The sequence below is a fragment of the Streptomyces sp. NPDC007025 genome (genome assembly GCF_042869455.1).
Lineage (GTDB): Bacteria > Actinomycetota > Actinomycetes > Streptomycetales > Streptomycetaceae > Streptomyces.
This window is the reverse complement of record NZ_JBIAFT010000008.1, coordinates 33,684-47,540: the sequence shown is the minus strand read 5'-3', so window position 1 is coordinate 47,540 and position 13,857 is coordinate 33,684. Positions and strand designations below refer to the sequence as shown.

General features: G+C 72.9%; 11 protein-coding genes. 2 read left to right on the top strand and 9 right to left on the bottom strand.

Annotated elements, in window-relative coordinates; genetic code table 11:
- Nucleotides 1-73 precede the first annotated feature (73 nt).
- On the top strand, nucleotides 74-1,915 hold the full coding sequence (locus ACFYMO_RS16920; protein ID WP_366774101.1) for a prolyl oligopeptidase family serine peptidase: 1,842 nt from the start codon (nucleotides 74-76) through the stop codon (nucleotides 1,913-1,915).
- Here the strand turns inward: ACFYMO_RS16920 and ACFYMO_RS16915 are convergent.
- The 4 genes from ACFYMO_RS16915 to ACFYMO_RS16900 form a co-directional block, all read right to left on the bottom strand.
- Nucleotides 1,821-2,666 (bottom strand): SURF1 family protein, encoded by an 846-nt coding sequence (locus ACFYMO_RS16915; protein WP_366774102.1) that lies wholly within the window; start codon nucleotides 2,664-2,666, stop codon nucleotides 1,821-1,823. The two genes, ACFYMO_RS16920 and ACFYMO_RS16915, sit on opposite strands and share 95 nt — an antisense overlap.
- Before the next feature lie 123 nt (nucleotides 2,667-2,789).
- On the bottom strand, nucleotides 2,790-4,166 hold the full coding sequence (locus tag ACFYMO_RS16910) for a hypothetical protein (protein WP_366774103.1): 1,377 nt from the start codon (nucleotides 4,164-4,166) through the stop codon (nucleotides 2,790-2,792).
- Complete coding sequence (locus ACFYMO_RS16905) at nucleotides 4,163-4,738, bottom strand: SigE family RNA polymerase sigma factor (RefSeq protein ID WP_063829223.1); 576 nt, start codon at nucleotides 4,736-4,738, stop codon at nucleotides 4,163-4,165. Before ACFYMO_RS16905 ends, ACFYMO_RS16910 begins: the two co-directional genes overlap by 4 nt.
- A gap of 347 nt (nucleotides 4,739-5,085) precedes the next feature.
- Nucleotides 5,086-6,366 carry an aspartate kinase gene (locus ACFYMO_RS16900; protein ID WP_019354760.1) on the bottom strand — a complete coding sequence of 427 codons (1,281 nt, stop codon included), beginning with the start codon at nucleotides 6,364-6,366 and terminating at the stop codon, nucleotides 5,086-5,088.
- A 489-nt stretch (nucleotides 6,367-6,855) separates the two neighbouring features.
- Here ACFYMO_RS16900 and ACFYMO_RS16895 point away from each other — a divergent pair, with 489 nt between their 5' ends.
- On the top strand, nucleotides 6,856-7,659 hold the full coding sequence (locus ACFYMO_RS16895) for a VWA domain-containing protein (protein ID WP_366774104.1): 804 nt from the start codon (nucleotides 6,856-6,858) through the stop codon (nucleotides 7,657-7,659).
- A 192-nt stretch (nucleotides 7,660-7,851) separates the two neighbouring features.
- Here the strand turns inward: ACFYMO_RS16895 and ACFYMO_RS16890 are convergent, their stop codons facing one another.
- From ACFYMO_RS16890 to ACFYMO_RS16870, 5 genes are all read right to left on the bottom strand, one after another.
- Nucleotides 7,852-8,871 carry a hypothetical protein gene (locus tag ACFYMO_RS16890; RefSeq protein WP_366774105.1) on the bottom strand — a complete coding sequence of 340 codons (1,020 nt, stop codon included), beginning with the start codon at nucleotides 8,869-8,871 and terminating at the stop codon, nucleotides 7,852-7,854.
- 367 nt (nucleotides 8,872-9,238) lie between these two features.
- Entirely contained in the window at nucleotides 9,239-9,907 is a 669-nt protein-coding gene (locus tag ACFYMO_RS16885; protein WP_366774106.1) for a DUF5063 domain-containing protein, read from the bottom strand.
- A gap of 59 nt (nucleotides 9,908-9,966) precedes the next feature.
- On the bottom strand, nucleotides 9,967-10,566 hold the full coding sequence (recR, locus tag ACFYMO_RS16880; RefSeq protein ID WP_019354764.1) for a recombination mediator RecR: 600 nt from the start codon (nucleotides 10,564-10,566) through the stop codon (nucleotides 9,967-9,969).
- A 368-nt stretch (nucleotides 10,567-10,934) separates the two neighbouring features.
- Nucleotides 10,935-11,270, bottom strand: coding sequence for a YbaB/EbfC family nucleoid-associated protein (locus tag ACFYMO_RS16875; RefSeq protein ID WP_074998858.1), 336 nt, complete (start codon nucleotides 11,268-11,270; stop codon nucleotides 10,935-10,937).
- Nucleotides 11,271-11,403: 133 nt separating this feature from the next.
- Entirely contained in the window at nucleotides 11,404-13,833 is a 2,430-nt protein-coding gene (locus ACFYMO_RS16870) for a DNA polymerase III subunit gamma and tau (RefSeq protein WP_366774107.1), read from the bottom strand.
- Nucleotides 13,834-13,857 lie beyond the last annotated feature (24 nt).

The window sequence follows — 13,857 nt, the reverse complement described above, 5'->3', positions numbered from 1 at the left end:
CACCCCCGGCCCCCGACCGTCCGCCCACCGGCCCCGGTCCGCCGGACGCGGCCCCCGGGCCACAATGGGGCGCATGGATCAGAACGCACTGCCCGACCACGCCATGCCCGACTGGGAGAAGCGGTTCAGGGCGCCGCGCGTCTCACTGCCCGAGTGGGCCGAGGACGCACCCGCCCGGTCGCTGTTCGTATCGAACGCGACGGGCACGTTCGAGCTGTACGCCTGGGACCGGACGACCGGCGAGCAGCGGCAGGTGACCGACCGGCCCAACGGGACCACGGACGGCACCCTTTCGCCCGACGGCGAGTGGATCTGGTGGTTCTCGGACACCGACGGCGACGAGTTCGGTGTCTGGATGCGGCAGCCCTTCGGCGGCGGCCCCGACGCCCGCGCCGTCGAGGGGCTGGACCCCTCCTACCCGGCGGGGCTGGCGCTCGGCCGGGACGGCACCGTGGTGCTCGGCCGCTCCACGGACGAGGACGGCTCCACCGTCCATGTGCTGCGCCCCGGCTCGCCCGCGCCGGTCGAGATCTACCGGCACAGCGAGTCGGCGGGCGTGGGCGACCTCTCGCACGACAGCAGCCTGCTGGTGATCGAGCACACCGAGCACGGTGACGCCATGCACGCGGCGCTGCGCGTCGTACGCCCCGACGGCTCGACCGTCGCGGAGCTGGACGACAGCGAGGGCGGCACCGAGGAACTGGGCCTGACCGTGCTGGGCTTCGCCCCGGTCGACGGCGACCCCCGGCTGCTGGTCGGCCACCAGCGGCACGGCCGGTGGGAGCCGATGCTCTGGGACCCGGTCGCGGGCACGACCACCGAACTGGAGCTGGACCTGCCCGGCGATGTCGCCGCCGAGTGGTATCCGGACGCCTCGGCCCTGCTGATCGCCCACAGCCACCGGGCCCGCGACGAGCTCTTCCGCTACGACCTGGCGAGCGGCACGCGCACCCGGATCGAGACGCCCGCCGGGTCCGTCATGGGCGTGACGGCGCGGCCGGACGGCAGCGTGGAGTACCTGTGGTCGTCCGCCGCCGAGCCGCCCCAGGTGCGCTCCGCGAGCGGCGCCACCGTGCTCGACCCGCCCGGGATGACGGCTCCGCGCTCGGTCCCCGTCGAGGACGCCTGGGTCGAGGGCCCCGGCGGAACCGTGCACGCGCTGGTGCAGAAGCCCGCCGGGAAGGGCCCCTTCCCCACCGTCTTCGAGGTGCACGGCGGCCCCACCCACCACGACAGCGACGCCTTCGCCGGGCAGCCCGCCGCCTGGGTCGACCACGGCTTCGCCGTCGTGCGGGTCAACTACCGCGGCTCCACCGGGTACGGCCGCGCCTGGACGGACGCGCTCAAGCACCGGGTCGGCCTGATCGAACTGGAGGACATCGACGCCGTCCGCGCCTGGGCCGTCGGCTCCGGTCTGGCGGATCCGGACCGGCTGGTGCTGGCGGGCGGCTCCTGGGGCGGCTACCTCACTCTGCTCGGGCTCGGCGTCCAGCCGGAGGTGTGGGCGCTGGGACTGGCCGCGGTGCCGGTCGCGGACTACGTCACCGCCTACCACGACGAGATGGAGGCGCTGAAGTCCCTGGACCGCACCCTGCTCGGCGGCACGCCGGAGGAGGTGCCCGAGCGGTTCGAGGCGTCCTCGCCGCTGACGTACGTCGAGAAGGTGCGCGCGCCCGTCTACGTCTCGGCCGGGGTCAACGACCCCCGCTGCCCGATCCGGCAGGTCGAGAACTACGTCACCAGGCTGGAGGAGCGCGGCCACCCGCACGAGGTGTACCGCTACGACGCGGGGCACGGCTCCCTCGTCGTGGAGGAGCGGATCAAGCAGATCCGGCTGGAGATCGACTTCGCGTTGCGGCATCTTCCGCGGACGGACGCGGAAGGCCGGCATCCGCTTCCGGACCGTCCGGCGTGAGCCCCAGCGCGGCGTCCGCGGCCGCCTCCGCCTCCCGGCGGAAGAAGCGGAACCACATGAACACCACGAACCCGGCGAAGACGAACCACTGCGCCGTGTAGCCCAGGTTCTGGAAGGCCTTCATGTCGAGGCCGGTGTTGTCGGGCGCGACCGGCGGCACCGGCCTCAGCGGCCGCTGGGTGTGCTGTTCGGTGATCCAGGCGTCCCGCACGCCGTACGGGACGACGTTGACGAGCGGCGCGGCACTCACGAACCCCAGCTGCCCCTCCGGCAGCGCGCCCGGAGCACCGGCGTCGTGCTGCGACTCCGGCGCCTGGAGCACTCCCGTGACGGTGACCTCCCCCGCGGGCACCGCGGGCACCCGGTCCGGATCGGCCGTGCCGGGCAGCCAGCCGCGCACCACGGGCAGGGCCTTGCCGCCGCCCTCGGGGCGCAGCAGCGACAGCACGTAGAAACCCCGCTTCTCCTCGACCGTCCGGTCGGGGACGAGCAGCGGGTGCGCCGCGTCGAACCGGCCCGTCACCGTGGCCGTGCGGCCCACCGTGTCCTGGGTCACCGGAAGCAGCTCCCGCAGCGGCCGCGCCTCGGCGCGCGCCTCCGCGCTCGACTGCTCCCGCTGCTGCTGATGCCGGTCGACGCGGTCGTCGAAGCGGCTGAGCTGCCAACTGCCCATCAGGACGCAGACCGGAATCGCCACCAGGGCGAAGAGGTTGATCGCCCACCATCGCGGCGTCAGCAGGAACCGGTACACATTCCCACAGTACGGCCACACGCCGGCGCCGCCGCCAGGAGGGCCCGCTCGCACCATCCCCGGCGCGTGCCGGCTCGCGCCACCGCCTCGCGGGCCCGGCCCGCGAGGACTGCGCGGGCCGGGTCAGGTCTGCGGGATCACACCCGTGCGGTAGACCGTTCCGCTGCCGCACGCCCCGGCCACCTTCGTGCCCGCGGCGGGGGCGCCGCCCTCCGGGGTGTGCGAGACCACGACATCGGCGCCGCCGCCGCCCGGGTCACCGCCACCGCCGTCGCCCTCGCCGGGCGTTCCGGTGCTGCCGCCGGAGCTCTCCCCGCCACCGTCCGCGGACCCGTCGCCGCTCCCGGCGCCGGGGCCGGCGGTCTCGCCGTCGTTGCGGCCGCCCTGCGGGGTGGGCGAACTGCAACCGCCGCTGGGCACCCAGGCGAACTTCACCACGTACGCCTGACCCGGGCGCAGCACGACCTCGTCCCGTGCGGCGGCCGGATCGCCGAGGCCGGGCGCCGGGTCACCCGCGGTGTGGTCGACGACCAGGACCTGCCCGCCGCCGGCCCTGCCCTGCACGGAGGCGCCGACCAGCCCTTCGCCCTGGACCGTGCAGGGGTCGCCGGAGACGTTGGCGACCCGGAAACTGCCGTAGACGGTGCCCTTGCTGTCGGGCGCCCCGGACTCCGCGGAGCCCCCGCCGAGCTGGTTGCTGCCGCAGGTGGGTGCGCTGGCGCTGAGGCTCTCGTTGGGGTCGGCGCTGTCGCCGGGGCCGCCGGTGGGCGCCGGGTGGGTTCTGCCGTCGCCTTTGTGCTTCTTGTCCTTGTCCTTGTCCTTGCCGCCGTCCCGGTCCTCCTCGCCCTTGCCGCCGTTCCCGCCGGCGCCGGCGTCGGGGCCGCGGGTCTGGCCATGGACGCTGCCCGCGGTCACCGGGTGGTCGTCCCCGCCGACGCCGGGTACGCCGCCGTAGACGAGGGCGGGCACGCCGACGAGGGCCACGAGGGCCGCCGCCACCCCGCCGACCATCGCCTGGCGGCGGTGCGCACGCCGCGCGGGCACCGCCCGCTGGAGGTGGTCGAGGGTGCGGTCGACGCTCTCGGCCGGGGGTTCGATACCGCGGACGCTGTGCCGCATGAGGTCCCGGAGGGTCTCCTCCTCGGAGCTGAGTGCGGACTCGTCGAACAGGTCCAGCGACATCTCCTCGGGAGCGCCGGCCCCCTGCGCACCGGCTTCACCCGACGGGCCCGCGTCCCCGGCGCCCTGAGCCGCCGCTGCGGGGCGCTGGTCCGCGGGCCCTGCCGGGCCGTCCGGACGGGTGCCCGGTTCGGCGGTGCCGGACGGCGTCGTCCGCTCGCGCGGCCCGCCGGATTCGCCGGCGCCCCGCGCCTCGGGGGAACCCGGCGTTTCAGGAGAGCCCTGTGCCTCGGGCGACCCCTGTGCCTCGGGGGAGCCCCCCGGCACCTCGTGCGACCCGCGCGGCTCCTCGCCGTCGGGGAGACCCAGTCCGTCACTCATGACGCCGCCTCCATGGCGGTACGCAGCGCGGCGATCCCGCGCGACCCGTAAGCCTTCACGGAACCCAGGGAGAGACCGAGCACCTCGGCCACCTGAGCCTCGGTCATATCGGCGAAATACCGCAGCACCAGCACTTCCCGCTGGCGCCGCTGCAGACCGCGCATCGCCTTGATCAACTGATCCCGTTCGAGCTGCTCGTACGCCCCCTCCTCGGCGCTCGCCATGTCGGGCATCGGCTTGGAGAGCAGCTTGAGCCCGAGGATGCGGCGGCGCAGCGCGGAGCGGGAGAGGTTCACGACCGTCTGCCTGAGGTAGGCGAGGGTCTTCTCGGGGTCGCGCACGCGCTTGCGCGCCGAGTGGACGCGGATGAACGCCTCCTGGACGACGTCCTCGCACGAGGCGGTGTCGTCGAGCAGGAGCGCCGCGAGCCCGAGCAGGGACTTGTAGTGGGCGCGGTAGGTCTCGGTCAGGTGATCGACTGTGGTGCCATGTGCCATCGCCTCGTCAGCGTCCCCATGCTGTGTGAGCGGACGCGAGGGGCGCGCGGCGGGCCACGGCGCGATCACAGACATGCCTCCCGCCACTGGTAGCCCTCCAGCACCAGCGCTGGGGCGACCAGGGACCGTTGCGATTCCGAGTACCTCTGCCACGCCTGTTTGACACGTTTCCCCCCGTCAGGGTTGTACGCGGCAGGCACTGTGCGCGAAAACACACCACATGCCGTCATACACACATCTCTCAGTCTCCGTGAACGCCCCGTGTCTCCCAGGCCCTCGACCGCGCTCCCCGTGCGCGTCAGGCTCCAGGGGCACAAAGACGCTCCCCGCCTGCCTGCCGGTTGCAGGGGCGGGGAGCGCCATTGTCCGTCAGTGCACACCACCGTGGCCAGTGGGTCCGGCCGACCGGTGGAATGCGCCGGTCAGCGGCCGGTGCCGCCGTAGACCACGGCCTCGTCGGTGTCGCTGTCCAGCCCGAAGGCGGAGTGGACGGCGCGGACCGCGTCCTGCACGGCCTCCTCGCGGGTGACGACCGAGATGCGGATCTCCGAGGTGGAGATCAGCTCGATGTTGACCTCGGCGTCGGACAGCGCCTCGAAGAAGGTCGCCGTCACGCCCGGGTTGGTCTTCATGCCCGCGCCGACGAGGGAGATCTTCGCGATCTGGTCGTCGTAGCGCAGCGAGTCGAAGCCGACCGTGCCCTGCACCTTCTCCAGCGCGGCGATGGCCTTCTTGCCCTCGGACTTGGGCAGCGTGAAGGAGATGTCGGTGAGCCCGGTGGAGGCGGCGGAGACGTTCTGGACCACCATGTCCAGGTTGATCTCGGCGGCCGCGACCGCGCGGAAGAGCGCGGCGGCCTCGCCCGGCTTGTCCGGCACCCCGACGACCGTGACCTTGGCCTCGGACGTGTCGTGCGCCACACCCGAGATGATCGCCTGCTCCATCGACTCTTCCCCTTGCCCGTCCGGCTGCTCGTTCGTGACCCACGTACCCCTCAGGCCGGAGAAGGACGACCGCACGTGGATCGGGATGTTGTAGCGGCGCGCGTACTCGACGCAGCGGTGCAGCAGCACCTTGGAGCCGGACGAGGCCAGCTCCAGCATGTCCTCGAAGGAGATCCGGTCGATCTTCCGCGCCTTCTTCACCACGCGCGGGTCGGCGGTGAAGACACCGTCGACGTCGGTGTAGATCTCACAGACCTCGGCGTTGAGCGCCGCGGCCAGCGCGACCGCGGTGGTGTCCGAACCGCCTCGGCCCAGGGTGGTGATGTCCTTGCTGTCCTGCGAGACGCCCTGGAATCCGGCGACGATCGCGATGTTGCCCTCGTCGACCGAATCCTTGATCCGGCCGGGGGTGACGTCGATGATCCGCGCCTTGTTGTGCGCGGAGTCGGTGATCAGACCCGCCTGGCTGCCGGTGAACGACTGCGCCTCGTGACCGAGGGATTTGATCGCCATCGCCAGCAGGGCCATGGAGATCCGCTCTCCTGCGGTCAGCAGCATGTCGAACTCGCGGCCGGAGGCGACCGGAGACACCTCTGAGGCAAGATCGATCAGCTCGTCCGTCGTGTCACCCATCGCCGAGACCACGACGACAACCTGGTTGCCGTTCTTCTTGGCTTCGACGATCCGCTTGGCAACGCGCTTGATGCCTTCGGCATCGGCAACGGAGGAGCCGCCGTACTTCTGCACGACAAGGCCCACGTGTGCTCGCTCCTCGAATCATTTCCCGGGACCCCGGCGCTCCGTGCGACGCTGCCCGGAAGGATGGGATCCACTGGTCGGCTCAGTGTATCGACCGGACGGAACCCGGTCCCGTCCGCGGAGGCCCCTGCCCACCAGGGCCGAAATGACACGGAAACGTGAGTCTGTTCACGATCCCCCGCCGCACACCCCGGACGAAGGGCCCCACTCCGGCATATCGTGCTGTATCTGCTTCTTTTACGCTTTCCCTTTTTTCGCATCCGCTGCTTTTCCGCTTTGCCGCCCCCGGCCGCCGCGCACTCCGTACTGTGCCGGGCAGCAGCTCGGCAGGGCCGACGCACGGCCGCCGCAGGGCCGACGCACGGTGGGGCATGACCGTGACCTGGCGGAACGGAACCGGCCCGGCCCTCCGGCCGTCCCGGTGCACGGGACGACCGGAGGAGCCCGCTGCGGTACGAGGGGCGAGGGACGAGAAGCGAGGAGGCCGGCATGGCCATCGACTACGTGAAGCGGGCACCGGGGCAGTCGGGACAGCCGGGCCGGCCCGCGGCGGGCGCGAGCCCCGCCGGGAGAGGCCCGGCGGTCGACCTGCGGAAAGTCACGGCGCGGGCCCCCGGACTGGTCAACCTGTACAAGACCGCCCGCCGCTCCCTGGAGAGCGCCGGGCTGGAGGGCCAGCGGGCCGCGGTCTACCTGGTGCTCGACCGTTCGGGAAGCATGCGGCCCTACTACAAGGACGGCACGGTCCAGCACCTCGCCGAACAGACGCTGGGGCTGTCCGCGAACCTCGACGACGACGGCGTCGTACCGGTCGTCTTCTTCTCCACCGAGGTGGACGGCACGGCCGAGGTCGGCCTGGACGCCTACGAGGACCGCATCGGCGCCCTGCACGACAGCCTCGGCCACATGGGCCGGACCAACTACCACGTGGCCATGCAGGCGGTCATCGACCACTACACCGCCTCGGGCGCCACCGACCCCGGCCTGGTGATCTTCCAGACGGACGGCGGCCCGACCTCCCGCGCCGCCGCCGAGCACGTGCTGTGCACGGCGGCACGGCTGCCGCTGTTCTGGCAGTTCGTCGGCTTCGGCGATCCGGACAGCAAGCAGTTCGACTTCCTGCGCAAGCTCGACGAGCTCCCGGTCCCTGCCACGCGCATGGTGGACAATGCCGGGTTCTTCCCGGCGGGCCGGGCACCCCTCACCCTCTCGGACGACGCCCTCTACCGGAGCCTGCTGAGCGAGTTCCCGTCCTGGCTCACCGCGGCGCGGCAGGCGGGAATCCTGGGGTGAGGCAGGGGGGCGGCCCCGGTTTGACCTCTGGTTTCCCGTTGATGAATTCCAGCGACACGGTTTCGGGCGCGGTCCGGGCCGGCTCCTCGAAATCCTCGACAGGCATCTGGGGGTGGTCGGCAGTGCTGTGGGTCATGGCGTCGCCTCCTCCCCTCCATGCTGCCCCGGGCCCGGGATCCACGTCGTGCAGGGTCATGCGTCGTGCCCTGCTGTGAGGCGGGTCAGGCGAGGCCGGGCCGGCCGTGGCCGGATGGGTGGTCGGCCCGCGGCCAGGCCGCCGCGTACCAGGGCCGCCCAGCGGCGGACGTCCTCGCCGGGCAGGCCGTCCCGCGGTGGGGCGGGTTCGGCTCGGCAGGTGCGGCAGAGGCCGCCGCGCAGGGATTCGGAGCTTCCGGGCCGACCGCAGTCGGTGCACTCCGGGCGGAGCCGTACGGGCGCACGGCGTTCAGGCGGCGCCGGTACGGGCGGGAGTTTGGCCGTGAGACGGCTCCGCACCAGCCCCGCAGGGCTGTGGACGACGGGCGGCAGCCCCGCTGTCATCGCGGACGCGAACCGTTCCGCGTCGGTGTCGCGGGCCAGCCACTCGGCTGCCGGTGCCGCCAGTTCCGCGCACTCCGCCGACGACAGGACGAGCCGGGGATCGCGCCGGCCGAGCGCCGCGAGCGCCCGGTACGCCTCCGGGCGGCGGGGCGGTTCCGGGGCCGGGCTCACGTCCGTGGCGGGGACGGGAACGGGGACGGGGTTCGGGGCGGGACCGGGGGCGCGGACGGAGTCCGTGGCGGGGCCGGGAACGGGGCACTGGTCCGCAGCCGGGGAGACCCGGCCGTCGAGGAATGCCGTCCACCAGTCCTCGTCCCGCGCCGCACGCGAGAAGTACGTCCGCGTCACATGCTGCGGGCACCCCTCCCCCACCAGTCCGCCGACCCGGCGCAGATGCCCCGCCCGGGACAGCTCGCGGAGCGCGGAACGGCACGCCTGCTGGCCGTAGCGGGGCTGGGACTTGGCGAGGGTCTTCACATCGATGGCGGCACCCTCGGGCAGCCGGTCGATGAAGGACGCGAGGCAGGCGGCACGCTCCGGCAGATGTGCGAAATCCGCCCGGGACGACGGGCCTTCCGGCTGTGCGGAATCGGGGGTCCGCTTCCCGAATCCCGGCTTGGCCATGGGAGGTGCGGACGCGGAGAGCGGGGCGTTAAGGTCGGCGTAAGCCATCAGATCAAGTTCCTGGTCTGGTGGTGAGACCCCGGCCGGTGTTGGTAGCACCGCGCCGGGGTTGTTGTTGTCGGTGTGAACGCTAACCACACCCTGTCACCCTCTGCAACGGCGCCCGGCACACTCCGTCGCGCCCCCTGCCGTGCCCGGCTTCAGGGGCGGGGTGGGCGGGGAGAGACCCACCGCCCATTCCTCAGAAAGAGGGCTCGGAGCCCGGCGTCCGCCACCCGGCGCTCGGGACCCGGCGCCCGGGCGGTTTCGCGGCGCGCAGCAGCCGACAGCCGGCAGCCGCCGGGACGTACCCACCCCACGACTGCCGGACGACGTACCGCCAGAGAAGCGGCGCACGACCGCGCCGCCGCAGCGGCTACGCCTCGCTCTGCCGCATCCCCAGCGGGCCGCCGATCTCGGCGGCCATCACCGCACCGGCCTCGGCCTCCAGCGAGCCGTCCTCGTCCGCGGCGTTGCTGTCGGTGTCCAGCCCGTCGAGCTCGTCGAGCGGCTTGTCCAGCCGGACGTGCGCCACCAGCGACTGGAGCGCACGCAGCGACGCCGAAGCGGTCGTCCCCCAGTTCGAGAGATAGGAGAACTGCCACCACCACAGCGCTTCGCTCACCCGGCCCGCACGGTAGTGGGCCATGCCGTGCCGCAGATCGGTGAGGACGTCCGAGAGATCGTCCGAGATCCGGCACGCGACCGGCGCGGAGCGCGGCACATACGGGTCGAAGACCTCGGAGTAGACGTCGACCGGATCCAGCAGCGCGGCGAGACGCTCACGCAGCTCGTCCACGTCCGGCTCCGGGCCCACGTCCGGCTCGTACCGCTCGTCCGGGAGGAAGTCCTCGTGCGCGCCCAGCCGCCCGCCCGCGAGGAGCAGCTGGGAGACCTCCAGCAGGAGATAGGGGACCGCGCTGTCCGGATCGTCGCCCTTGGCGACCTCGGTGACGGCGACCACGAAGCTCTCGATCTGGTCGCTGATCTGCACGGCGAAGTCGTCGGGACTGTTCTTGATGGAGTTCAGCGTCGCATCAGACATCGGGCAACCTCTCCCCTGTGGGCTCTTCGTGGCCCTGGCTCGCACAAGCTCGCACGGGCTCACACATCCAGGAGCCGCCTTCCTTCGAAGGCCCGCCCCAGCGTGACCTCGTCCGCGTACTCCAGGTCTCCCCCGACGGGGAGCCCGCTCGCCAGCCGCGTCACCTTCAACCCCATGGCGGAGACCATCCGCGCGAGATACGTGGCCGTCGCCTCGCCCTCCAGGTTGGGATCCGTGGCGAGGATCAGCTCGGTGACCGTCCCGTCGGCGAGGCGGGAGAGCAGTTCCCTGATCCGCAGATCATCGGGACCGACCCCCTCGATGGGACTGATCGCGCCACCCAGCACGTGGTACCGCCCCCGGAACTCGCGGGTGCGCTCGATCGCCACGACGTCCTTGGGCTCCTCGACCACGCAGATGACCGACACGTCACGGCGCGGATCGGCACAGACCCGGCACTGCTCCTCCTGCGCGACGTTGCCGCACACCGCGCAGAACCTGACCTTCTCCTTGACCTCGGTCAGCGCACCGGCGAGCCGGCGCACGTCCGCGGGCTCGGCCTGCAGGATGTGGAAAGCGATCCGCTGCGCGCTCTTGGGACCGACGCCGGGCAGTCTGCCCAGTTCGTCGATCAGGTCCTGGACCACGCCTTCGTACACGGATGGCTCCCGCCTGCTCTCTGTTCGTCCTCTGAGTACGTTAGTGGTCCGTGCGGGCCACCACTAGCCGCTGCCCGGGAGCCGGCCCCCGGCTGAACGACCGCTCGACCTCCGGCTCCGCCGCTGTTGCCGGGCCGGTACCGCGTGCCTGCCTGCCCGGCTCGGTACCGCGAGCCGCAGAGCCGAGGACTCACCCGGACCCGGCAGCGGACTCAGCCGAACCCGACAGCGTGCGGCCGGGTCGACCGAACCGGCCGTCCGGCCGGTGGGAATCCGCCGCGCCGGAGGCACCGGCCGGACCAGTCGTACCGAGCGAACCGACCGAACCAGTCCTACCGGCTGAGCCGGTCGAACCCGTTGGGGTCGCTTCAGAACGGCAGGCCGGGCATTCCGCCCATGCCCTGCGCGAGCGGGCCGAGCTTCTGCTGCTGGAGTTCGGCAGCGGCGCCGTTCGCGTCGCGGACGGCGGCGAGCACCATGTCCGCGAGAGTCTCGGTGTCCTCCGGGTCCACCGCCTTCGGATCGATGACCAGCCCCTGGAGCTCACCGGAACCGTTGACGGTCGCCTTCACCAGGCCGCCGCCCGCCGAGCCCTCGACGGAGGTTTCGGCCAGCTCCTGCTGCGCCGCGGCCAGATCCTGCTGCATCTTCTGCGCCTGCTGCAGCAACTGCTGCATGTCAGGCTGCCCACCACCGGGAATCACGATTGCTCCTGGCTCACTAGACGCCTCTTCAACGCCCCGAGCCTACGTGCTCCGCCCTGGACCGGCGACGGCACCGGCACCGGCACCGGCAAGGACGACAGCCGCACGGCCCGAACACCGCACCGCCCGGACGTCAGTCGTGCCGGAGCTCCTCCAGGACCGTCGCTCCGAGCTCCCGGACGATGAGGTCGTGCCCGGAGAGCGCGGACTCGTCCAGGTCGGGATCGTCCTCGGCGGGCATGTCCTCCTCCGGCACATAGCCGGACGGCGCGGATGCCGCACGCGGCGCCTCCGGAGCCGGTGCGGACGCCTGGGAGGGCACCGCTGCGGATTCGGCCGCCGGGGCTGCCGAGGGGTGCCCCGGCCCGCCGGGCGCGCCCGGCGCAGACGCGGCAGGCCCCGAAGCGGCGGCGCCGGACGCCGGAGGCGCCGCCGACCACTGCTGGGGCGGCGCCGGGGCCGGAGCGGGTGCCGCCATCGCGCTCCGCGTACCGGCGGCGCCGCCTCCCGTCGTCCCGGACCCCGCGCCGTACCCGGAGCCCGGCCCGCTAGGGCCCCCGGCACCACCGCCGCCGCCCGACGGATCGACGATGGCCTCGACCTGCCACTGCACGCCCAGCGCGTCGCCGAGCGCCTGCCGCAGCACCTCGTCACTGCCGCCGTTGGCGAAGCTGTCACGAGCGCCCGCGTTCGGGAAGCCGACCTGGAGGGTCTTGCCGTCGAAGCCGACGACCTGCGCGTTCTGACTGAGCAGGATCCAGGTGAAGCGCCGCCGGTTCTTGACGGCCTCCAGGATCTGCGGCCACATCTGCCGGATCTGTGCGGGGTCGCCGCCACCCTGTGCGGGCCCGCTCGCAGGCGCGGAGCCCGCGGGACCGGCCGGCACGGACGCGGGCGGACCGGTCCGCTCCGGAGCCGCGGGAGTCGGAGCCGCCGGAGCGGATTCGGCCGGCGTGGATGCCGCCGAGCCGCCGCTCGGCGGGCCCGCCGTACCGGGCCAGGCGCCGGGGCGCCGCGCGGGCTCACCCGTACCGCCGCCGGGCGCTCCGCCACCACCGCCGGGGCCGGTTCCGCCGGGCCAGGCACCGGGCCGCCGCGCGGGCTCCGCGGGCGGCTGCTCCGCGGGGGCGGCTCCGTCCGCGGCGCCGGAAGGACCAGCGGCACCCGCGGCGGGTGACCCCGCGGAAACGGCACCGGGATGGCTCTCGACCGCTCCGCCACCGGCCGCAGGGGCGGGGGCGGGCGCGCCGGGGGCACCGGCACCGGAAGCCCCGTACCCCGGCGCTCCACCGGAAACAACCCCGGGACCACCGGCAGCGGCACCCGCACCACCGTCGGCACCCGGACCAGGCGCACCGGCGCCGGGAGGAGCCCCGGCACCCGGAGCGCTCAGCGCAGCCGCCGCCGCACCGCGCTCCAGCCGGTCCAGCCGGGCCTGCACCGAACGCTCGTCCCCGTACGTGGCGGGCAGCAGCACGCGCGCGCAGATCAGTTCGAGCTGCAGCCGGGGGGAGGTCGCCCCCCGCATCTCCGTCAGCCCCGTGTTGACGATGTCCGCTGCGCGGCTCAGCTCGGCCGCGCCGAAGACGGACGCCTGGGCCTGCATCCGCTCGACCACGTCCCCGGGCGCGTCGATCAGCGTCTTCTCGACGGCGTCCGGCACCGCGGCCAGGATCACCAGGTCCCGCAGCCGCTCCAGCAGGTCGGTGACGAACCGGCGCGGGTCGTGCCCGCCCTCGATGACGCGGTCGACGATCTCGAACGCCCGGGCCCCGTCACCGGCGGCGAACGCGTCCACCACGTCGTCCAGCAGCGCGCTGTCGGTGTAGCCGAGCAGCGAGGTCGCCATGGCATATGTCACACCGTCCGCACCCGCACCGGCGAGGAGCTGGTCCATCACCGACATCGAGTCCCGCACCGAGCCGGCGCCCGCCCGTACGGCCAGCGGCAGCACCGCGTCCTCGACGGAGATCTGCTCGCGTCCGCACACCTCGTCCAGATAGTCACGGAGCGTGCCGGGCGGGACGAGGCGGAACGGATAGTGGTGCGTCCGGGAGCGGATCGTCCCGATGACCTTCTCGGGCTCCGTCGTCGCGAAGATGAACTTCAGATGCTCGGGCGGCTCCTCGACGACCTTGAGCAGCGCGTTGAACCCCGCGGGGGTCACCATGTGCGCCTCGTCGACGATGTAGATCTTGTACCGGCTGGAGGCGGGGCCGAAGAACGCCTTCTCCCGCAGCTCGCGGGCATCGTCCACACCACCGTGCGAGGCGGCGTCGATCTCGATGACATCGATCGACCCGGGCCCGTTCCGCGCCAGGTCACGGCACGACTGGCACTCCCCGCAGGGGGAGGGCGTGGGGCCCTGCTCGCAGTTCAGACACCGGGCCAGAATGCGCGCACTGGTCGTCTTGCCGCAGCCGCGCGGGCCGCTGAAGAGGTACGCGTGGTTGACCCGGTTGTTGCGCAGCGCCTGCTGCAGCGGGTCGGTCACATGCTGTTGCCCGATGACCTCGGCGAAGGTCTCGGGGCGATAGCGGCGGTACAGGGCGAGGGACGACACACCCCCGACGATATAGGCCGACAC